This window comes from Gordonia jacobaea, assembly GCF_965344965.1.
Taxonomy (GTDB): Bacteria; Actinomycetota; Actinomycetes; order Mycobacteriales; family Mycobacteriaceae; genus Gordonia; species Gordonia jacobaea.
Genome location: NZ_CBDRLS010000004.1, coordinates 409,780 through 429,418, shown reverse-complemented (window position 1 = coordinate 429,418; position 19,639 = coordinate 409,780). Strand labels below are relative to the sequence as shown.

The window sequence follows — 19,639 nt, the reverse complement described above, 5'->3', positions numbered from 1 at the left end:
TCCTGGATGTCTGGTGGCCTGCGGCGAGTCTGTCGACTGCGCGGGCCGGTGAGGTGGTCTCGGTGCGTTCGGCGCCTAGATGATCTTCTGGCCGACCAGGTACTCGGCAACCTTCACGCCGCCGTCGCCCTCGTCGGTGACACGCTCACCCGCGGTCTTCGGAGGCTTCGGGGTCGAGCTGGTGACGGTCGTGCCCGCATTCTCGAGGCCCACATCGGAAGGCTCGACGTCGATCTCGGCGAGGCCGACGACCTGAACTTCCTTCTTCTTGGCGGCCATGATGCCCTTGAAGGACGGGAAGCGCGGCTCGTTGATCTTCTCGTTGACGCTGACGATCGCGGGAAGCTCGGCCTCGACGTGGTAGATGCCGTCGTCGGTCTCGCGCTCACCCTTGAGGGACTCGCCCTCGACGGTCAGCTTGCGCAGATGCGTGAGATGCGGCAGTTCGAGGTACTCGGCGATCATCGCGGGGATCGCACCGACGCGACCGTCGGTGGCCTCATTACCTGCGATGACCAGCTCGACACCCTCGACGGTGCCGAGTGCGCGGGCGAGTACGTACGCGGTCTGAACCGCGTCCGAACCGTGCAGCGCATCGTCCTTGATGTGGATGGCCTTGTCGGCACCCATCGACAGTGCCTTGCGGATGGCTTCGGTGGCACGCTCGGGACCTGCGGTGAGGATGGTGACCTCGCCTCCGTTGGCCTCCTTGATCTGCAGCGCTTCCTCGACCGCGCGCTCGTTGATCTCGTCGAGCACAGCGTCAGCGGCCTCGCGATCGAGCGTGTAGTCGGTCTCGGAGAGCTTTCGCTCGGACCAGGTGTCCGGAACCTGCTTGATCAGAACGACAATGTTTGTCATGGGTCTACGTCGACCTCCTGCGTCGGGTTCGGCAACTTACCGGCGGGTAAGGCCATCGGTCTCCACCCACTTTAGCGTCTCCTATTTTGCCTTAGAACATCGCCTACCTCACACTATGGCGGCGTTCGAACGGGCGGGATGCGACGAGTGCGGCCGGGCGAAGCGACTGCGGCACGTTCTTGGGACGGCCCCGGGTACTAGTCTCATGGGGATGATCGACGCACAGGGCTCGACAACGGACCGTCGGCCGACGGCAAACCTGGACGCATTGGACACCGATGCCCAACTCGCACTGACCGGCGAGCGGACGGTTCCCGGCATCCCGGCAGAGAACTACTGGTTCCGGCGCCACGAGATCGCCTACCGGTTCATCGCGGAGTCGTGCAGAGGGAAACAGGTTCTCGAGGCAGGCTCCGGTGAGGGCTACGGCGGCGCGATGCTCGCCGCCGCGGGCGCGACGGTCACCTGCGTCGACTACGACGCGTCGGCCGTCGAACACACCCGCAGGCGCTACCCGGAACTGACGATGATCGCCGGCAACCTGGTTGATCTCCCCCTGCCAGACGAGTCGGTCGACGTGGTCGTGAACTTCCAGGTCATCGAACATCTGTGGGACCAGGCCGCCTTCATCGCCGAGTGCCGTCGAGTGCTGCGTCCCGGCGGGCGTCTCCTCATCTCGACGCCCAATCGCATCACCTTCTCGCCCGGCCGCGACACCCCGCTGAATCCGTTCCACACACGCGAACTCGACGCCGCCGAGCTCACCGATCTGCTGACCGACGGCGGGCTGGAATCCGTTGTGATGCACGGCGTTTACCACGGCGCGGGCTTGGCGGAGTTGGACGCGAAGTGGGGCGGATCGCTGATCGACGCACAGATCGAGCGAGCCTTGGCGGGAGAGGACTGGCCCGCCGACCTCGTCGCCGACGTCGCCGCGATCTCCGCTGACGACTTCGTCATCCTCGAAACCTCCCCCGACAGTGCAACCGCAGACATCGACGCGTCGCTCGACCTCTTCGCCATCGCGGTCCGACCCTGACGACCCCGGCACACCCGATGACTGTCTCCTCACCCCGCACTGCGGCGCACCCACAGAGCAGCGGTAGCGCCGTGCCCGGCCAGTTCACCCTGGTGCTGCACTCTCACCTGCCGTGGCTTGCCAACCACGGTCGCTGGCCGGTCGGCGAGGAGTGGCTCTACCAGTCGTGGGCGGCGTCGTACCTTCCGGTCTTCGCCATGCTCCGACGTCTGGCCGCCGACGGATTCACCGATCAGCTCTCGCTGGGCATCACACCCGTGTTGGCCGCCCAACTCGACGACCCGCACAGCCTTCGCTCGATGCACGAGTGGCTCGCCGACTGGCAACTGCGGGCGGTGGCGGCCGCAGACAATCCGGACCCGATCCGACGCGAGCTCGCCGGGCACGAATTCCGGTGTGCGGCAAGGGCGGTGGGCGACTTTGAACGCCACTGGCAACACGGTGCGAGTCCACTGATCCGAACACTCGCCGACAGCAACGTCGTCGAAATCCTCGGCGGCCCGCTCGCCCATCCGTTCGCGCCGCTGCTCGATCCGAGGTTGCGTCGATTCTCCCTCACCGAGGGGCTTGCCGACGCTCGATCACGGTGGGGTACTGCGCCGCAAGGGATCTGGGCGCCCGAGTGCGCGTTCACGCCGGGAATGGAGTCCGAGTATTCGGCTGCGGGCGTACGACACTTCATGGTCGACGGCCCCGCGCTGCACGGCGACACGTCGCTCGCCCGACCCGTCGGAGACTCCGACGTCCTCGCCTTCGGCCGCGACCTGACCGTGAGTTATCAAGTGTGGTCGCCCAAATCGGGATATCCGGGCCACTCCGCCTACCGCGACTTCCACACCTACGACCACACGACCGGCTTCAAGATGTCGCGCGTGACCGGCAAAACCGTTGCAGCGCAGCATAAGAAGCCCTACGACCCCGACCGCGTCGCGCCCGTGATCGAGCGCCAGGTCGACGACTTCGTCGAACACGTTCGCGCACGCCTGATCTCGGAATCGGAGCGGATCGGCCGACCCGCGCTGGTCGTCGCAGCGTTCGACACCGAGTTGTTCGGCCATTGGTGGCATGAGGGACCCGCGTGGCTCGAACAGGTGCTTCGACGCCTTCCCGAAGCCGGGGTGCGGGTCGGGACGATGGCATCGGCAGCGGCCGATGGCCTTGTCGGAGAACCGGTTTCCCTCACCGATAGCTCGTGGGGTTCCGGTAAGGATTGGCGTGTATGGAACGGGCCGCAGGTCGAGCACCTCGTCGAACTCAACGCAGAGGTCGTCGAGACAGCACTCGACACCGTCGACAAACTTCTCGATGCGGGGTCGGGTCGTGATCGCGTTGCCGATCAGATCGTCCGGGAGACACTGCTGACCGTCTCGTCGGACTGGCCCTTCATGGTCTCGAAAGACACCGCGGCCGAGTACGCGGTGCGTCGAGCCCACACCCATGCGCACGCCATGCGTGAGATCGCCGACGCCGCGTTGCGCGGACGCACCGAGCAGGCAGCGCGTCTCGCCGCCAATTGGAATCTCGCCGACGGCCTGTTCGCCGACCTCGACGCCCGTCGGCTCCGCGGAGACGAGCGCGCATGAGAGTTCTTCTCGTCTCGTGGGAGTACCCGCCCGTCGTGGTAGGTGGCCTCGGCAGGCACGTGCATCACCTCGCCACCGAACTCGCCGCCATCGGGCACGACGTCGCGGTGCTGACCCGCAAGCCGTCGGGTACCGACGCACTCACTCACCCGACCACCGACACCGTCGTCGAAGGCGTGCGGGTGATCGCCGTTGCGGAGGACCCGCCAGAGTTCGAATTCGGGCAAGACATGATGGCGTGGACACTCGCCATGGGTCACGCGTTCGTCCGCGCCGGACTGCGCATCCTCAGTACCGGCATCCTCACTGCAGACTCGGACACGCGCTGGACGCCCGAGGTGGTGCACGCCCACGACTGGCTCGTCGCGCACCCGGCGATCACGCTCGCCGAACTGTTCGACGTCCCGCTCGTCTCGACGATCCACGCCACCGAGGCGGGCAGACACAGCGGCTGGGTCAGCGGACGAACCAACCGTCAGGTGCACTCGGTCGAGTGGTGGCTCGCCAACGAGTCCGACGCTCTCATCGCCTGCTCGGCGTCGATGCGTGACGAGGTGACCAGACTCTTCGGGCCTGGGCTGCCCGACGTCCAGGTCATCCACAACGGCATCGACGTCGACACCTGGCCATACGCCGAACGGACACGCACGCAGGGACCCGCGGAGTTGCTGTTCGCCGGGCGCCTCGAATACGAGAAGGGCGTGCAGGATCTTCTCGCCGCGCTCCCCCGCATCCGACGAACCCACCCGGGCACCACGCTGACCGTTGCGGGCGACGGCACTCAGTACGACTGGCTCGTCGATACCGCTCGCCGACACCGGGTGTCGCGCGCGGTGCGGTTCCTCGGCGGCGTCGGGCACGACGAACTCGTCGACCTGATGCACCGGTGCGACGCGATCGTGTTGCCCTCTCGGTACGAGCCCTTCGGCATCGTCGCGCTTGAAGCCGCCGCCACCGGTGCGCCTCTCGTGGTCTCCACTGCGGGCGGACTCGGCGAGGCCGTCGTGGCGCCGGTGACAGGACTGACGTTCACGCCCGGCGACGTCGCGGGTCTGACCGCTGCCGTTCGGTCATCCCTGTCCGATCCGGTGCAGGCCGCTGCGCGCGCACGACGCGCCCGGGCGCGCTTGACTGCCGAGTTCTCCTGGCGGGAGGTGGCCGAACGCACCAGCGGCGTCTACCTCTCCGCAAAGCGTCGAGTCCGCCATCCCGTGGGACGCCCGTTCATCGCCGAAAGGCCGCTCCCGGAACGCGATCCAGGGCAGGCCTGAGCAGACGTGTCAGGCGCCAGGCCCCTGGCGGGCTTGCGCCTTCTTGCGTTCGATGTCGGCAAGTGCGCGTTCGAGTTCGGCGCGCTCCTCGGCATTGGTAGCCCAGTCGTCCTTGCGGTTCTTCACGACTCGCGCGGGCGCTCCCACGGCGATCGAATAGTCGGGGATCACGCCCTTGACCACGGCGTGCGACCCGAGCACGCACCCTCGCCCGACGATCGTGTTGCGCAGGACCGAGACCTTCGCGGCCACCCAGGTGTCGGCGCCGATGCGGACCGGACCCTTCACGATGCCCTGATCTTTGATGGGCAGCGTGATGTCGTCGGTCTTGTGGTCGAAGTCGCAGATGTAGCACCAGTCGGCGACGAGCACCGACCCGCCGATCTCGAGGTCGAGGTAGGAGTTGACCACGTTGTTGCAGCCGAAGACCGTCTTGTCGCCGATGCGCATCGTGCCCTCGTGGCAGCGGATCGAGTTGCCGTCACCGATGTGGACCCAGCGTCCGATCTCCATCCTGCTCAGCTCCGGCGTCGCGTGGATCTCGACGTTCCGGCCGAGGAAGAGCATTCCCCTGAGCACGATGTGCGGGTTGGCCATCCGGAACCGCGCGAGCCGGTAGTACCGAACCAGGTACCAGGGCGTGTACGCCTTGTTGCGCAACACCCAGCGGAGCGAATCGAGGGTGAGGAATCGTGCCTGGCGCGGGTCGCGGCGTCGACCTGCTCGCCACCGCGACCGATACGAGGCGTTCCACATCGTCGTCATGACGACTCACCATAATCGACGGCGCTGCCGGCTTCGGCGGCGGAGCCGCGGCTTCAGTGGGCAGCGGAGCCGCCGTGCGAACCAGCGGCGGAGCGTCGCACGATAGGCTCAACTGCTGGCGTCCCGGTGCAGTGCCGGAGACCGAACATGACGGGAGCAGGATGGCTGTGGTTGGCCCCCGGATTCGGGTACCGCGACGGGTTCTGGCGCCGCTGGCGCTCCTGCTCGGTGCCGTGGTGGCACTCAGCGCCTGCTCGGACGGGCACATCGACGTCCGTTCGGTGGCGAGCCCCGGCTGGGCCAGCTACGGCGGCAACGGCGCGAACTCGAACTACACCTATCCGTCGATCCCCGACGACCTCACCCTGAGCTGGACCCGCCCGACAGGCGGCCCGGTGACCGCACCTCTCACGCTGTCCAACCAATCGAACGTCAACGTCACCGCGAATACCGCCAACGGTTGCAACCTGCTCGCCCTCGATCCCAACTCGGGGCGTATGAACTTCTGCAAACGAATGCGTGCGGGCATCGAGGGAAACTCCACCCTGCTCGACCAATTCGATCAGCCCTACGTCGGCGAGGAGACCACCTTCGTGGCGTTCAACGCCGGCGGCGCGATCCGCTGGCGGATGCCGGTGATCGGGGTGCCGCTGTCGGCCAAGTTCGCCGCCCCCGGCGAGGTACTCGTGGTGACCACGCAGGGTCAGATCCTGATGCTCAACACCCAGAACAGCGACTTCACCGCACCCGAGGTGCGCCTGCGACCCGAGGCCGACCCCGGCGACCCGCTCTGGGGCTACGGCGACTGCGTCAGCAACGGCCCACGCTGCGCCGTGCCCGCGCCGCCCGCCGTCGACGAACAGCACAGCCGCTTCTTCCTGAACTTCTGGCCGACCGGCGCGATCGCGTCGCAGATCCGCGGCTTCTCGTACGCGAAGCAGAACGACGGCCGTGTTGTCCGGGAGGTCTGGCATGCCGACGTTCCCGGTGGTGTGATCGGCGCACCGACGCTGTCGGCCGACAGCAACACGCTCTACACCTTCAGCCGCCTCGGCCAGATCGTCGCGCTCGACGCCGCGACCGGCAAGACCAAGTGGACCTACGACAACGGCGGGTACGGATTCGCGTCCATGACCGTCTCCCCCGACGGCCTGATCATCCCGACCGGTGTCATCGGCGCCCCGCTGACCCTGCTTCGCGACCGCGGCGACAAAGCTGAGCAGGTGTGGCAGCGCAAGGATCTCGCCGCCGTGAGCCTGTCGACCCTCACGTCATCGAAGACCGCGTGGACCGTCGTACGCGATCAGGGCAAGAACTCGCTGTCGCTCATCGAGGTCGACACGTCGAACGGCTCCACGAAGCGCACCGTGGCGATGCCCGGCGCAGAGGGCTTCACGACGGGCGTCGCGGTGTCGCCGTCGGGACAGATCGCCACGGCCACGAACATCGGCGAGGTGTTCTTCTTCGACTCGAAGAAGAACATCGACTGATGACAGCCACCACGCCGAACTGGGTCGCGACGTCGATCTGGTGGCACGTGTACCCACTCGGTGCACTGGGCGCCGACACCACCGGCGTCGACCGGACCTGCCGACGCCCACTGTCGGCACTCATCGACTGGCTCGACTACGCAGTCGCGTTGGGAGTCAACGGGATCGCGCTCGGTCCGATCTTCCAGTCCGCAACCCACGGCTACGACACCCTGGACTACTTCACCATCGACGAACGTCTCGGCGACAAAGCCGATTTCGACGCCCTCGTCTCCGCATGCCGGTCGCGCGGCATCAGGATCATGCTCGACGGCGTGTTCAATCACGTGTCACGCCAGCATGATCGAGTTGCCGACGGTTCGAGCTTGGTGCGTCGCCAACGTGACGGCACCGTGCGCACCTTCGAAGGTCACGACGATCTGGTCGCGCTCGATCATCGCAATCCCGACGTCGCCGATCTGGTCGTCGACGTGATGTGTCACTGGCTCGACGCAGGCGCCGACGCGTGGCGTCTCGATGCGGCCTATGCGGTCCCGAGTGTCTTCTGGCGCACCGTTCTACCCCGCGTGCGTGAGCGATTCCCCGACACCTATGTGCTCGCGGAGGTCATTCACGGCGACTATCCCGGATTCGTCTCCGACAGTGGGGTCGACTCGGTAACCCAGTACGAGCTGTGGAAAGCCGTGTGGAGCAGCATCATCGATGCCAACATGCACGAACTGCAGTGGGCGCTGACACGACACGACGAGATGCTGACCACGTTTGTACCGTGGACGTTCGTCGGCAATCACGACGTGACCCGCATTGCGACCCGACTCGCCCAGCGTTCCGCTGATCTCGCCGTCGTGCTCCTGGCCACCCTGCCCGGCACCCCGGCGATCTACTACGGCGACGAATTGGGTTGGACCGGAACGAAAGAAGAACGCGTCGGCGGCGACGACGCGATCCGACCGACGCTGCCGCAGACACCTCCCGACGACGCGTCGCTGCCGAAAATCTACCGACTCCACCAGCGGCTGCTGGGACTTCGACGCCGCTTCCCCGACATCGAGCACGGGCACGTGCAGACACTCGACGTGAACCAGGGCCTACTGGTCTACCGCGTCCACACCGAACAGCCGATCACTGTGGCGCTCAACGCCGCTCAGGAACCTGCTGACGTGACTGTCGAGCTGGGTACCACCGGGCACCTCGAGTCGGAAGCCTCGCATCGCGAGGGCGACTCGATCCACCTCGAGCCGGGCGGCTGGTACATCGCCGGTACCGAGCTCGCGCAGGACTAGTCGTAGTCATCTGCCCGGGACTGACTTCGGGGGCGCTGACCACATCGCCGGCCGCGCAGAAAGTTACGCCTTGCGGGTGGCTCACATGTACCGGTACGTGCGGAGGACCCGAGGGGTGTGGTTTTCTGCGCGCGACTAGCGCGCCCTGACGCCGGCCTCGCACAGGAACCCGACGCCCTTGCGGCCAATGCGGGTGAGCACGAGCGCCAGTGACCGCGATCCCTTGAGGCGCAACCGCTTCCGCAACGCGTCGGGGTCGACGTCGAGTCCGCGGACGAGGATCTCCAACGTTCCGCAGTCGTGCGCGGCGAGGGTCTTGCGCAACACCTTCTCCGACGTCGAAACCTCCTCGATGACCTCGAATCCCCTCTCCCCCAACGGCACCTGCTCGCCGGTGAGGTAGGCGATCTGCGGGTCGAGTTGCCGCAGCCCGTGCCGCGCGGCGTACTGACGCACCAGTCCCGCGCGGACGACGGCGCCGTCGGGGTCGACGATCCACCGACCGACCGGACCGTGTTGGTCGACGTCGTCGGGCTCGTCGTCGGTGACCTCGAAACCGCTCACAACGCCGTCGCTACCGGTACGCAGCACCGTTGCTCGTGTTCGGTCGACGATCCCCGGTCCGCTCCAGAGGCAGGCTTCACGGACACCACCGTCGAGCGAGGTGATCTGCACCTCTCCGGTGAAGCCGAAGCGGTTACGCAGCGCCCGATAGTCAAGGCCCGGAGCACATTTGACGATCACGACGCGGCCCGCATAGGTCATCAAGACGTCGGGAAGCGGCGGCGTGAGTTGGTCGAGCCGAAAGACCCGTCCGGCGCCGGAACGTCGGGCAGGGTCGGCGATCACCACGTCGGCCGTCGACGTGGGGGTCAGTGCATCGGCGACGAGAAGCGCAGTCGGAGTGTGCAACTGACCGAGGACGTGCTGATTGTGTTGCGCCATGGACAGTCTCACGTGGTCGAGGTCGCTCCCGATCACGCCGGCGATCCCATCCTGTGATGCGAGTTCGACGACCTCACCGCCTATTGAACACGTGATGTCGTGGATCACCGCACCGGGGAAACGCTGCGCGATCTCAGCAGCGCGATGTGCCGCAACCACACTCGGCGTCGCCTGCTGAAGAGCATCGTCGGTGAGCAGCCACTGATCGGCGTCGCGCAGTTTGCGCGCAGCTCGGCGGCGATCACGCACCGTCTCGATGAGCGCGGCGTCGTGAGGCGCGTAGCGTCGTCGCGCCGCTTCGACGTCAGCGATCATCGACGACGGCGTCAACGCCATACCCGAGACGACGTCGAGCGCCTTCTCGCCGTAACGACCACGGAGGAAGGCGACATCGTCGAGCGTGAATTCGTATCCCACAGTCGCAACTCCCCTGGCGCGTGCCGGTTCCACAGACACCTTGGCACACGAGCGGTGAGCACAGGCGCTCGGGCATGCCCGATATTGACTACTAGGTAAGGCTAAGCAACTATGAGGCCGTGAACACGAAGAGAATGGTCATGGTCGGCACGCTCGTCGGGGCGGCGGTCGTCATCGGAACCGCAGTCGGTGCAGCGAATGCGGAGGCCGAGGTCGCCGACGGGCGCTACAACTTCTGCGTGAAGACCCAGTACGGAAGCTCCGTCGACGAGCGATGCAACGAATACCGCGTAGTGGGCAACCAACTGATCGGCCCGGCCAATCAGCCGCTGCAACTCATCGACACACCCAACGGTGCCGTCGCCGTGATCCCACCCGCCAGCGGGCTGGTCATCACGAAGAACGCCAACGGATACAGGGTCGTCAACACGATCCTCGGCGTCCCGGTCGCGACGTCGCAGTTGACGCCCCTGGGCTGATCCGCCACGCCGCGCCGGGAACCCGAGCCGCAGTCCGCAGATCACCCGCCGATCACTTCGGCTTGTACCCGCTCACCACGACGTTGTAGAAGAACTTCGGCGGCACGACCTTACGCAGCACGTTCTCGTCGAGCCAGGTCATCCGCTTCCACCCGCCGAAGGCGAAGCCGGCCCAACCCCAACCGAGCTTCTCCGACGGCACGGCGGCCTCGAAGGTGCGGACGGGCCAGCCGAGCATCGCGGCGGCCAACTCCTCGGTCGCGGTCTCGACCCGGGCTGCCCCGGCCGAACGCGCGATGTCTGCCAACTCGTCGGGATCGAAGGTGTGGATGTCGACAACGGCCTCGAGCGCTGCTGCGCGCGACGACTCGTCGAGCTCCTCCTGCGGTCGACGCCACGCCTTGAGCGGGCCGAACTTGGTGACGTGGGTGGTGGCCCACCAGGTGGCCCGGCTCATCCACCGCGCGTAGAAGTCGCCGATCGTCGAAGGCTCGCCTGCGAACACGAAGCGTCCGCCCGGCTTGAGCACACGAAGCACTTCGCTCAACGCCTGCTCGACGTCGGGGATGTGGTGCAGCACAGCGTGGCCGACGACGAGGTCGAAGGTGTTGTCGTCGTAGGGAATCCGCTCGGCGTCGGCGACACGGCCGTCGACGTCGAGGCCGAGGTTCTCCGCGTTACGCAGCGCGACCTTGACCATTCCCGGCGAGAGATCGGTGACCGAGCCCTTCTTCGCGACACCGGACTGCAACAGGTTGAGCAGGAAAAATCCTGTGCCACAACCGAGTTCCATTGCACGCTCGTAGGGCAGCGACTCGTCGGCGGCCACGGCGTCGAACCTGCCGCGCGCATAGTCGATGCACCGTTCGTCGAAGCTGATCGACCACTTCTCGTCGTAGGTCTCGGCCTCCCAGTCGTGGTAGAGCACCTGCGCGAGCTTGGTGTCTTCCAGCGCGGCCTTGACCTGCTCCTCGGTGGCATGCGGATTGGGTGCCGGATCGACGTGGTCTGCTGCCGACTCGTTCTCCGTGGTCGTCATGTCTCCTACTTTCGCCCTATCCTGTCTCGTCGCGACGGCTCTGGCTGCCGCGACAGCGATTCCTACTCGCCGGTAATGGCACGTTGCCGTTGAACCCTACCCGCCGTCGAATGCAGGACCAGCGGTCACTTCCCGGTGAACTGCGCCTTGCCCGGCCCGTTGGCGATGAACGAATCCATGCCGATCTTGCGATCGTCGGTGGCGAAGAGCGCCGCGAACTGCTGTCCCTCGATCTTCAGTCCGGTCTCGAGGTCGACGCCGAGCCCCTGGTCGACCGACCTCTTCGCCGCTGCCAGCGCCAGGCTCGCGGCATTGCGGAACTGCCCTGCCCACGCCAGTGCTGCGTTGTAGACCTCATCGGGCGCGACGACCTCGTCGACCAGGCCGATCCTCAGTGCCTCCTCTGCCCCGACGAAGCGGCCGGTGAAGATCATGTCCTTCGCCTTGGCGGGGCCGACGAGACGCGCCAGTCGCTGCGTGCCGCCGCCGCCGGGAATCACGCCGAGGAGCGCCTCGGGGACGCCCAGCTTCGCGTTGTCGCCCGCGATACGACGGTCGGCGCCGAGCGCCACCTCGAGCCCGCCACCGAGTGCGTATCCGGTGATCGCGGCGACGGTCGGCTTGGGGATCTCGGAGATCGATCCGAGCGCACGCTGCAGGCGACCGGCCACCTTCGACATCTCGGCGAACGTCATGTCGGTCATCTCTTTGATGTCGGCGCCTGCCGCCAACACCTTGGGTCCGCCGTAGACGACGACGGCCTTGATGTCGGAACGGTCGGTCGCCTCGTGTGCCGCCGCCTCCAACTCGGTCTGGACCTGCCGGTTCAGCGCGTTCATCGGCGGGCGGTTGAGCAGGATCGTTCCCACTCCTGGATGGTCGTCAGAGGTCTCTAGGGTCACGAACTCAGGCATGTGTCGAAGGCTACCGTCCAGCGACGCCCAGCCGTGATGTGGGCCACCGCCGAGACCCGACGACCTACAGTTGGTGCATGGCACCTTCGCCGTCCTCGAAGTCGTCGGCCGGCGAACCCGTCGAACTGTCCGTCGGCGAACGCACGATCCGACTCTCGAGTCCAGACCGCATCTACTTCTCCGAACGCGGCGAGACCAAACGTGACCTCGCCGACTACTACATCGCTGTCGGCGACGGCATTGTGCGGGCGCTGCGCAACCGGCCGTGCATGTTGCACAGATTCCCCAAGGGCGTCGACGGCAAGAAGGTCCACCAGAAGCGGGTACCCGCGGGCGCTCCCGACTGGCTGCAGACCACCGAGATCTACTTCCCGCGCTTCGGCCGCACCGCCGACGAGCTCTGTGTGACCGAACTGGGCAGCGTCATCTGGGCGGTGCAGATGTCGACGGTCGAGTTCCATCCCTGGAACTCACGATGTTCGGATCCCGAGCTGCCCGACGAATGGCGCATCGACCTCGACCCGATGCCGGAGTGCACCTTTGATCGCGTGCAACGGGTGGCGCACGTCGCGCACGAGGTGCTCGACGAACTGGGTGTGCGAGGCTTTCCCAAAACGTCCGGCGGACGTGGCATGCACATCTACGTGCGAATCGAACCGGAGTGGAGTTTCAACCAATTACGCCGCGCCGCATTGGCTTTCGCGCGCGAGGTCGAGCGTCGAGCACCCGACGAGGTCACCACGACGTGGTGGCGCAAGGACCGCGACCCCGCGGCGCTGTTCGTCGACTACAACCAGAACACGCGTGACCACACCATGGCTGCCGCCTACTCGGTACGCGGCAATCCGCGCGCGACGGTCTCGGCGCCGATCCTGTGGTCGGAGGTCGACGACGTCGCACCCGACGACTTCACCATCGCGACGATGCCTGCGCGCTTCGCCGAACTCGGCGACCTGCACGCGGAGATCGACGACGTCGCCTATCGCATCGACACCCTGCTGGAATGGGCCGACCGAGACGAGGTCGACCGGGGAGAGACCGATCAAGAAGAGACCGACGCCACCGACGACCCGGATGTCGTCGACCTCGACCGCTGAGACCCCGCACGCAGGCGGATTCAGGCAGTAGCTCTCAGAGCGTGATGTCGGGAATCGGTTGATCGGCGAGCGTCGCCATGTATGCGTCGGAACCGGAGAAACTCAAGCCGCTCAGCCCATGCCCTGCGCTCACCTCGGGTTCGATCGTCTCGATCGTGCGCTCCGCGGCCAGCAGCTCGTCGACGGTGTCGAACCGGGCGACCTCGGTCAGCTGAGACCAGGTCGGCGGCAGCAGGAAGTGCTTGCCGTCAGACCAGGCCGCGAGAGCGTCGGCCGCGCCTGCCCACCGCGCGACGTCGGCTTCCGACGTCGCGTCGTCGGCGACCTGCCCCTCAGGCATGGCTGCGAGGAAGAAGCGGGTGTCGTAGCGTCGCTTCTCGTTCTTCGGTGTGATCCAGTGCGCGAGCGGACGCAACAGGTCGGCACGCAGCGTGAGATTGTGGGCGCGGAGGAACTCGGCGAACGAGATCGTCTTGTCGACCAGCTTGCGGCGTTCGTCACGCAGCGTCGCCGGGTCGGCGAACGAGCCGTCGGGCCGCGACGCGAGCAGCACACCGCACTCCTCGAAGGTCTCGCGAACCGCCGCGCAGACGAGGGCCTGGGCGAGTTCTTCCGTGGTGCCCAACTGCTGTGCCCACCAGGCCGCGTCGGGGCCGGTCCAAGCGAGATCGGCGTCGGCGTCACGGGGATCGACGCCGCCGCCGGGAAAGACCGTCATCCCACCGGCGAACGCCATCTGCTTGACCCGACGCTGCAGGAAGACCTCGATACCGCCGTCGGCGTCGCGCGCCAGCACGACCGTCGCAGCGTCGCGCAATGGCGCGACGGTCTCCGCGTGGGCTGTCGCGGCCTCTGTATCGGTCATGTCGATCTCCTGCTCTGTGCCAACTCCTACGTGGGCCACAACCTGTGGTCCGCGTCACCGAATCGACACTATCGCTGCTACCCGGCGGCCCGTCGGTGGGATCCGGCACGACGCGAACGACGCGCGAAGAAGCGGGAGCCGTCCTTGGTCAACGTGATCTGCTGACGGAACGTGTCGGAGAGGTTCTTGCTCGTCAGTACGTCACCGAGCAGCCCCTGCGCGACGACGCCGCCTTCGGAGAGCAGCATCGCGTGGGTGAAGCCGGGCGGGATCTCCTCGACGTGGTGGGTGATGAGCACGGTGGCGGGGGCGTCGGGGTCCTGCGCGAGGATCGACAGCCGGTCGACGAGCTCCTCACGACCGCCGAGGTCGAGGCCCGCGGCGGGTTCGTCCAGGAGCAGCAACTCGGGGTCGGTCATCAACGCGCGCGCGATCAGCACTCGCTTACGCTCGCCCTCCGACAGGGTGCCGAATCTCCGGTCGGCGAGATGCTCGGCACCCATCGACTCGAGCGATTCGACGGCCTGCGCGCGATCGACGTCGTCATAATCCTCACGCCACCGACCGATCACCGAATAGCCCGCCGAGATCACGACGTCACTGACGACCTCGTCGTCGGGAACCCGGTCGGCGAGGCCGGGGCTACTGACGCCGATTCGCGTCGACAACTCACGCACCTCCACTCGGCCGAGTGGCTCGTTGAGCAGATACGCGGTGCCCGACGACGGGTGCAGTTCGGCGGCGGCCATACGCAAGAGCGACGTCTTGCCCGCACCGTTGGGGCCGATGATCACCCAGCGTTCGTCGAGCTCGACTTGCCAATCGATCGGCCCGACAAGCGTCTTGCCACCGCGCACGAGTGTGACGTCACGAAAATCGACGAGCAGGTCCGGGTCCGAGGATGCAGTGTCACTCACCCGTCCCATCGTGCCCTACCGGGCGGCCTCCCGGATGCTCGGACGCGAGAGAACATGTCGAGGTTTTCCTCGACGTGTTCGCCCACACCGAAACGGCCCACAAGAGGGAATACCTTCGACGCCGTACTCCTTGCCCTAGGTATGTCCGTTGATCTGTCCATCCTCGACCTCGCCCAGGTCGGTCGCAACGAAACCGTCGCCCAATCCCTGGCTGCCTCAACAGAAATGGCCACCAAAGCCGAGCTGTGGGGCTACCGGCGAATCTGGTACGCCGAGCATCACAACATGCGCTCGATCGCGTCGTCGGCACCCGCCGTTCTCATCGCGCACGTCGCCGCACACACCTCGACGATCCGCCTCGGCGCGGGCGGCGTGATGCTCCCCAATCACGCACCGCTGACGATCGCCGAGCAGTACGGCACACTCGCCGAACTGCACCCCGGCCGCATCGACCTCGGCCTCGGGCGGGCGCCCGGCAGCGACCAGCAAACCTTCACCGCGCTGCGTCGTGACATGGCGTCGGCCGACCGCTTCCCATCCGATGTGCTCGAACTGCAGGGCTATCTACGCGGCGAATCGCGCATTCCCGGAGTCGGCGCAACACCCGGTGCGGGCACCGACGTCCCGCTTTACATCCTCGGTTCGTCGTTGTTCGGTGCACAACTCGCCGCCGCGCTCGGCCTGCCGTATGCCTTCGCATCGCACTTCGCTCCGCAGGCCCTCACCGAGGCCGTCGCGCTCTACCGTGACCAGTTCCAGCCGTCCGAGGCACTCGCCGAGCCGTACGTGATCGCGGGTGTCTGCGTGATCGCCGACGACGATCCGGATGTCGCGGCAGCGCAGCTCCGCCAGGCCAAGCGCCAGCGAGTGACCGCGCTTCTCGGTCGAGGCCGTCGGCAGTTCACCGACGACGAGGCCGACGCGATCCTCGAGATGCCGCAGGGCAGGCAGATCGACTCGATGCTGACCTATGCGGGCGTCGGCACTCCCGCAGAGGTCCGCGACTACCTCGACTGGTTTGCCGGGCACGCCAACGCCGACGAACTCATCGTCGCGTCGATTGCTCCCGACCGTGATGTGTGGCTGAGCACGCTCGGCCACCTCGCGCCTGCGGTGCAGCCCTCCACGCAGCCGGTCTGACCGGAGCCGATCACTTCCGTTTTGGTCATACACACAATCGGTATATGTATGATCAACCTCATCACGCCGAGGCCGAGCCCGGCCCGGCGGGCGATGAGGAGTCAGGATGTCCGACCTCAAGGTCCGCAGAGTCAAGTTCGACCTCGCCGGAGACGACATCCCGTTCAACTGGCACCCGCAGCGACCCGCCTTCGCGATGCAGTGCAACGTCGTGTCGTTCTTCGCGCCCGGCTTCGAGAAGCTGATCGTGCAGTCGACACGCGAAGCTCTGCCGTTGATGCGCGATCCGGAGATGGTCGACGAAGCGACCGACTACATCAAACAGGAGGGGCAGCACACGGCCGCTCACCTGGCCCACCTGCGAGCGCTCATCCGTCGGTGGCCCGGACTCAAACACACGATGGACGAGGTCATCGCATCTTACGATCGGTTGCTCGCGACCAAGCCGCTCGCCTGGCGTCTGGCCTACGCCGCGGTGGTGGAGGCGACCTTCACGCCCTACTTCCGCGTGTTCCTCGACCACGACGACAAGCTGTTCGAACCCGGTGATGAGCGCATTTCGTCGCTCTTCATCTGGCATTTCGTCGAGGAGATGGAGCATCGGAGCTCGGCGCTGAGGGTGTACGACGCCGTCCACGACAGCTACCTCTACCGGCTCAAGACCCTCGCGGGAGTGGTCAGGCACATGAACGAGATGCTGCGGATCGTCGGCGACGGCTTTCGTGAGCACGTGCCCGTCGGTGAAGGCGGCGAATTCGCCGACCTGGTCCCGGCCGGGGTGACCCTGCGGTCGATGGCCGCCGTGTGGCGATTCAACCGGACGCATACGGAATACGACACGACCTACGCCGACGTGCCAATGCGCGAGATGATCGAGATGTTCGTCGGACTCGTGCGATCACAGGCACCCGACCACGATCCGCTCTACGAGCGACTCCCCGACTTCGCGGCCCGCTGGTTCCGACGCTACGACGAGGACCCACGGGCAGCCGCCCGCTGGTATTCGATCGGCGTCGGTGAGATCGCCAAACGTGTCCCCGACGGCCAGGGCGACGTCGTCGACGTAACGTCGACGGCCTGAACCCCTGCTTACCGTCGCGGTTCGAGTAGCGCGAAATCCGCGAAGTCGAAACCCGGCGCGACGACGCAACTGACGAGCGACGCCTCGTCGCCGACTGCACGCGCGCGTTGCCAATTCCCAGGCGGGACAAGGGCTTGCGGACGCTGCCCTATTTCGACGTCGGGTCCGACGACCACGGTCTCGACATCGTTCGGCGCCTCCCCGTCACCGCCGAGGTCGAGTTCCACCGGGGCGCCGCGATGGAAGAGCCACATCTCCGCGCCGCGCACCGTATGCCACGACGACTGCTCGCCCGGCAGCAACACAAAATAGATCGCTGTCGCAGCGACGCGCGTGCCCTCATATCCCAAAGGCAGTGCGCCACCGGGGATCTCGACGCCGCTACGCCAGGTCTCGCGATACCAGCCACCCTCGGGGTGGGGCTGCAGGTCAAGTGTTTGTGCCCACTCAGGTAGCCGCGACGCGTCGCTCATTCGCCGACCACCTCCGCGATCACGGTCACCGACCCGGGCGCGATCTCGGTGAAGCCGGCGTCACGCACCGCAACTGCCCGCTGCTGAGCGTCGGCGGCGAGCAGATCCTTCCATCGATCTCGATCAGCCAGGCACACCGACAGCGGACATCCCGCGTCGCGCCATTGACGCGCCGCCTGCTCGTCGAGGAGCTTCACGGCGAGCATCGACCCGTGGCCGACCTGCGCCGCCAGTTTGCCGACGGTCATCTCGAGATCGGGATTCACCCAGAGGCATACGCCTGCCCCACCGGGCGTCGATGGCAACGACCCGTCGACGTCGGTGCCGCCGATCTGCAGGCGAGAGATGCGGCGGTCGACGTCGCCGACACGTCCGGGGACGAACGCCCGCGCCTGCGCGTCACCCTCGGTGGCCGTGACACCCCACACCTCTTGTGCCGCAAGCCAATGCGTGCCTCGGGCACGGCGCGCGATCTTCCGGATGCGCGCATCACACCACGCCGTCATCGGCTCCGACCACGGGCCGTCGGAGCCGGATCGGTCATCGAGGCAGAGCAATGCGACCGACCGCGCTGCCGCGGTGAGCAACTCGGTGCGGTCGGGCGGGTCGGACTTCTCGATCCGCAACACCATCTGCATCGCGAGGACGTCGGCAGGATTATCGGGATCGTCAGCGCCGCCGACATAGCCGACGAGACGTCGATAGGCGTCGTCGAAGGGATCGACGACGGACTCCGTAGACGTCATGGCAACGGGACGCGCCGCAGGACTCCGTCGGCGGCGTCTGCGGCCTCGATTTCGTCGCGGGTCACGCCGAGGATGAACAGCACCGCGTCGAGGAACGGATGGTTCAACGCGGCGTCGGCGACCTCGCGAAGCGCGGGTTTGGCGTTGAAGGCGATTCCGAGGCCCGCGACCGAGAGCATGTCGATGTCGTTGGCTCCGTCGCCGACGGCGATTGTCTGTTCCATCGGCACGCCTACCTGGTCGGCGAATGCCCGCAACGCACGTGCTTTGCCGGGGCGATCGATGATCTCGCCGATGACCCGACCTGTCAGCCGGCCATCGACGACTTCCAGGGTGTTGGCACGGACGAAGTCGAGTTCGAGGTCGTGCGCGAGGCCGTCGATCACCTGACGGAACCCGCCGGAGACCACACCGCAGCGATATCCGAGGCGGTGCAGCGTGCGGATTGTGGTGCGCGCGCCGGGTGTCAGTTGCAGCGAACCCGCCACCTCGTCGAGGACGCGCGCATCGAGACCCTCGAGTGCCGCGACGCGTTCGCGCAGCGATTCGGCGAAGTCGAGTTCGCCGCGCATCGCAGCCTCGGTCACCGCGGCGACCTCGGCCTCGCGACCCGCATGTGCGGCGAGCATCTCGATGACCTCGCCCTGGATGAGCGTCGAGTCGACGTCGAAGACGACAAGTCGCTTGGCACGCCGTGCGAGTCCACCTCGCTCGATCGCGATGTCGACACCGTGCTTGGCCGCAACGCCCGCCAAACCCTTGCGGAGGTCGGCGTCGGCAGCGACGCTGTTGCGCCCACCGACGCTGACCATCAATTCGAGGCCGGTCACCGGATAGTCGGCAACACCCCGGATCGAATCGATGTTGCCGCCCTGGCCTGCGAGTTCGGCCGCGACCGCGCGGAAGGCTCTGGCGGTCACCGGACTTCCGAGCAAGACCACCGCGTGAGTCGACGGACGGTGCCCGGCCGGCGTGCCGCCGACCTCGACGATCACATCCATGCCGATCGAGCCCATCGCCTGCTCGACGACGTCCTGAACCTCTTCGGGGTCGGTGTCGACCGAGACCATGACCCCGAGCGTCAGGCGGTCGTTGATGACCACCTGCTCGACGTCGAGCAGACTCACCTGCTGCGCCGCGAGCGCTCCCATGAGGACCGAGGTGACGCCCGGCTTGTCCGGGCCGGTGACCGTGATCAGGACCGGTGTGGATTGCTCCATCGAGGCGTTGTGAG

General features: G+C 66.6%; 19 protein-coding genes. 9 read left to right on the top strand and 10 right to left on the bottom strand.

Going from position 1 to position 19,639, the window contains the following annotated elements; all coding sequences use genetic code 11:
- Positions 1–75: 75 nt before the first annotated feature.
- On the bottom strand, positions 76–861 hold the full coding sequence (locus ACRVY7_RS16145; RefSeq protein WP_049698424.1) for an electron transfer flavoprotein subunit beta/FixA family protein: 786 nt from the start codon (positions 859–861) through the stop codon (positions 76–78).
- 205 nt (positions 862–1,066) lie between these two features.
- Here ACRVY7_RS16145 and ACRVY7_RS16140 point away from each other — a divergent pair, with 205 nt between their 5' ends.
- From ACRVY7_RS16140 to ACRVY7_RS16130, 3 genes are read left to right on the top strand one after another with little or no spacing between them, the layout of a single operon-like run.
- Entirely contained in the window at positions 1,067–1,900 is an 834-nt protein-coding gene (locus ACRVY7_RS16140; protein WP_431817776.1) for a class I SAM-dependent methyltransferase, read from the top strand.
- Positions 1,901–1,917: 17 nt separating this feature from the next.
- Positions 1,918–3,483: a 1,4-alpha-glucan branching protein domain-containing protein gene (locus ACRVY7_RS16135; protein WP_431817775.1), complete on the top strand. Its 1,566-nt coding sequence runs from the start codon at positions 1,918–1,920 to the stop codon at positions 3,481–3,483.
- The gene (locus ACRVY7_RS16130) at positions 3,480–4,754 is read left to right on the top strand and encodes a glycosyltransferase family 4 protein (RefSeq protein WP_431817774.1); all 1,275 of its coding nucleotides are present in this window, start codon (positions 3,480–3,482) and stop codon (positions 4,752–4,754) included. The genes ACRVY7_RS16135 and ACRVY7_RS16130 overlap by 4 nt, the downstream gene beginning before the upstream one ends.
- 9 nt (positions 4,755–4,763) lie before the next feature.
- Here ACRVY7_RS16130 and ACRVY7_RS16125 read toward each other — a convergent pair whose 3' ends face one another.
- Positions 4,764–5,519 carry an acyltransferase gene (locus tag ACRVY7_RS16125; RefSeq protein ID WP_064870275.1) on the bottom strand — a complete coding sequence of 252 codons (756 nt, stop codon included), beginning with the start codon at positions 5,517–5,519 and terminating at the stop codon, positions 4,764–4,766.
- Between the two features lie 161 nt (positions 5,520–5,680).
- On the opposite strand from ACRVY7_RS16125, the gene ACRVY7_RS16120 reads away from it, so the two are divergent.
- Together ACRVY7_RS16120 and ACRVY7_RS16115 are read left to right on the top strand one after the other, a co-directional pair.
- Positions 5,681–7,009, top strand: a complete 1,329-nt coding sequence (locus ACRVY7_RS16120; RefSeq protein WP_431817773.1) for an outer membrane protein assembly factor BamB family protein — start codon at positions 5,681–5,683, stop codon at positions 7,007–7,009.
- Entirely contained in the window at positions 7,009–8,292 is a 1,284-nt protein-coding gene (locus tag ACRVY7_RS16115; protein WP_431817772.1) for an alpha-amylase family glycosyl hydrolase, read from the top strand. Before ACRVY7_RS16120 ends, ACRVY7_RS16115 begins: the two co-directional genes overlap by 1 nt.
- Positions 8,293–8,427: 135 nt before the next feature.
- Here ACRVY7_RS16115 and ACRVY7_RS16110 read toward each other — a convergent pair whose 3' ends face one another.
- Positions 8,428–9,654: a THUMP-like domain-containing protein gene (locus ACRVY7_RS16110; RefSeq protein WP_431817771.1), complete on the bottom strand. Its 1,227-nt coding sequence runs from the start codon at positions 9,652–9,654 to the stop codon at positions 8,428–8,430.
- A 119-nt stretch (positions 9,655–9,773) separates the two neighbouring features.
- Here ACRVY7_RS16110 and ACRVY7_RS16105 point away from each other — a divergent pair, with 119 nt between their 5' ends.
- Positions 9,774–10,133: a hypothetical protein gene (locus ACRVY7_RS16105; protein WP_431817770.1), complete on the top strand. Its 360-nt coding sequence runs from the start codon at positions 9,774–9,776 to the stop codon at positions 10,131–10,133.
- A gap of 52 nt (positions 10,134–10,185) precedes the next feature.
- Here the strand turns inward: ACRVY7_RS16105 and ACRVY7_RS16100 are convergent, their stop codons facing one another.
- Together ACRVY7_RS16100 and ACRVY7_RS16095 are read right to left on the bottom strand one after the other, a co-directional pair.
- A complete protein-coding gene (locus ACRVY7_RS16100; protein WP_049698432.1) occupies positions 10,186–11,172 on the bottom strand; it encodes a class I SAM-dependent methyltransferase in 987 nt (328 codons plus the stop codon).
- Between the two features lie 125 nt (positions 11,173–11,297).
- The gene (locus ACRVY7_RS16095; RefSeq protein WP_431817769.1) at positions 11,298–12,086 is read right to left on the bottom strand and encodes an enoyl-CoA hydratase/isomerase family protein; all 789 of its coding nucleotides are present in this window, start codon (positions 12,084–12,086) and stop codon (positions 11,298–11,300) included.
- 77 nt (positions 12,087–12,163) lie between these two features.
- Here ACRVY7_RS16095 and ligD point away from each other — a divergent pair, with 77 nt between their 5' ends.
- Positions 12,164–13,183 carry a non-homologous end-joining DNA ligase gene (gene ligD / locus ACRVY7_RS16090; protein WP_431817768.1) on the top strand — a complete coding sequence of 340 codons (1,020 nt, stop codon included), beginning with the start codon at positions 12,164–12,166 and terminating at the stop codon, positions 13,181–13,183.
- A 34-nt stretch (positions 13,184–13,217) separates the two neighbouring features.
- Here ligD and ACRVY7_RS16085 read toward each other — a convergent pair whose 3' ends face one another.
- Together ACRVY7_RS16085 and ACRVY7_RS16080 are read right to left on the bottom strand one after the other, a co-directional pair.
- Positions 13,218–14,048, bottom strand: coding sequence for an NUDIX hydrolase (locus ACRVY7_RS16085; protein ID WP_431817767.1), 831 nt, complete (start codon positions 14,046–14,048; stop codon positions 13,218–13,220).
- Positions 14,049–14,125: 77 nt separating this feature from the next.
- Positions 14,126–14,974, bottom strand: coding sequence for an ABC transporter ATP-binding protein (locus ACRVY7_RS16080; RefSeq protein WP_064870289.1), 849 nt, complete (start codon positions 14,972–14,974; stop codon positions 14,126–14,128).
- Positions 14,975–15,106: 132 nt separating this feature from the next.
- Here ACRVY7_RS16080 and ACRVY7_RS16075 point away from each other — a divergent pair, with 132 nt between their 5' ends.
- Entirely contained in the window at positions 15,107–16,105 is a 999-nt protein-coding gene (locus ACRVY7_RS16075; protein WP_431817766.1) for an LLM class flavin-dependent oxidoreductase, read from the top strand.
- Between the two features lie 106 nt (positions 16,106–16,211).
- Positions 16,212–17,186, top strand: coding sequence for a metal-dependent hydrolase (locus ACRVY7_RS16070; RefSeq protein ID WP_431817765.1), 975 nt, complete (start codon positions 16,212–16,214; stop codon positions 17,184–17,186).
- An 8-nt stretch (positions 17,187–17,194) separates the two neighbouring features.
- Here the strand turns inward: ACRVY7_RS16070 and ACRVY7_RS16065 are convergent, their stop codons facing one another.
- The 3 genes from ACRVY7_RS16065 to serB are packed head-to-tail and all read right to left on the bottom strand — an operon-like array spanning position 17,195 to position 19,625.
- Entirely contained in the window at positions 17,195–17,659 is a 465-nt protein-coding gene (locus ACRVY7_RS16065; RefSeq protein ID WP_431817764.1) for a cupin domain-containing protein, read from the bottom strand.
- On the bottom strand, positions 17,656–18,405 hold the full coding sequence (locus tag ACRVY7_RS16060; protein ID WP_431817763.1) for an aminoacyl-tRNA hydrolase: 750 nt from the start codon (positions 18,403–18,405) through the stop codon (positions 17,656–17,658). Before ACRVY7_RS16060 ends, ACRVY7_RS16065 begins: the two co-directional genes overlap by 4 nt.
- Positions 18,402–19,625 (bottom strand): phosphoserine phosphatase SerB, encoded by a 1,224-nt coding sequence (serB, locus tag ACRVY7_RS16055; RefSeq protein ID WP_064870299.1) that lies wholly within the window; start codon positions 19,623–19,625, stop codon positions 18,402–18,404. The genes ACRVY7_RS16060 and serB overlap by 4 nt, the downstream gene beginning before the upstream one ends.
- Positions 19,626–19,639: the final 14 nt, after the last annotated feature.

What these genes read in the sequence shown, in the direction of transcription:
- ACRVY7_RS16145 (WP_049698424.1), bottom strand. Translation starts at nt 861, where the DNA reads ATGACAAACATTGTCGTTCTGATCAAGCAGGTTCCGGACACCTGGTCC.
- ACRVY7_RS16140 (WP_431817776.1), top strand. Translation starts at nt 1,067, where the DNA reads ATGGGGATGATCGACGCACAGGGCTCGACAACGGACCGTCGGCCGACG.
- ACRVY7_RS16135 (WP_431817775.1), top strand. Translation starts at nt 1,918, where the DNA reads ATGACTGTCTCCTCACCCCGCACTGCGGCGCACCCACAGAGCAGCGGT.
- ACRVY7_RS16130 (WP_431817774.1), top strand. Translation starts at nt 3,480, where the DNA reads ATGAGAGTTCTTCTCGTCTCGTGGGAGTACCCGCCCGTCGTGGTAGGT.
- ACRVY7_RS16125 (WP_064870275.1), bottom strand. Translation starts at nt 5,519, where the DNA reads ATGACGACGATGTGGAACGCCTCGTATCGGTCGCGGTGGCGAGCAGGT.
- ACRVY7_RS16120 (WP_431817773.1), top strand. Translation starts at nt 5,681, where the DNA reads ATGGCTGTGGTTGGCCCCCGGATTCGGGTACCGCGACGGGTTCTGGCG.
- ACRVY7_RS16115 (WP_431817772.1), top strand. Translation starts at nt 7,009, where the DNA reads ATGACAGCCACCACGCCGAACTGGGTCGCGACGTCGATCTGGTGGCAC.
- ACRVY7_RS16100 (WP_049698432.1), bottom strand. Translation starts at nt 11,172, where the DNA reads ATGACGACCACGGAGAACGAGTCGGCAGCAGACCACGTCGATCCGGCA.
- ACRVY7_RS16095 (WP_431817769.1), bottom strand. Translation starts at nt 12,086, where the DNA reads ATGCCTGAGTTCGTGACCCTAGAGACCTCTGACGACCATCCAGGAGTG.
- ligD (WP_431817768.1), top strand. Translation starts at nt 12,164, where the DNA reads ATGGCACCTTCGCCGTCCTCGAAGTCGTCGGCCGGCGAACCCGTCGAA.
- ACRVY7_RS16085 (WP_431817767.1), bottom strand. Translation starts at nt 14,048, where the DNA reads ATGACCGATACAGAGGCCGCGACAGCCCACGCGGAGACCGTCGCGCCA.
- ACRVY7_RS16080 (WP_064870289.1), bottom strand. Translation starts at nt 14,974, where the DNA reads ATGGGACGGGTGAGTGACACTGCATCCTCGGACCCGGACCTGCTCGTC.
- ACRVY7_RS16075 (WP_431817766.1), top strand. Translation starts at nt 15,107, where the DNA reads ATGTCCGTTGATCTGTCCATCCTCGACCTCGCCCAGGTCGGTCGCAAC.
- ACRVY7_RS16070 (WP_431817765.1), top strand. Translation starts at nt 16,212, where the DNA reads ATGTCCGACCTCAAGGTCCGCAGAGTCAAGTTCGACCTCGCCGGAGAC.
- ACRVY7_RS16065 (WP_431817764.1), bottom strand. Translation starts at nt 17,659, where the DNA reads ATGAGCGACGCGTCGCGGCTACCTGAGTGGGCACAAACACTTGACCTG.
- ACRVY7_RS16060 (WP_431817763.1), bottom strand. Translation starts at nt 18,405, where the DNA reads ATGACGTCTACGGAGTCCGTCGTCGATCCCTTCGACGACGCCTATCGA.
- serB (WP_064870299.1), bottom strand. Translation starts at nt 19,625, where the DNA reads ATGGAGCAATCCACACCGGTCCTGATCACGGTCACCGGCCCGGACAAG.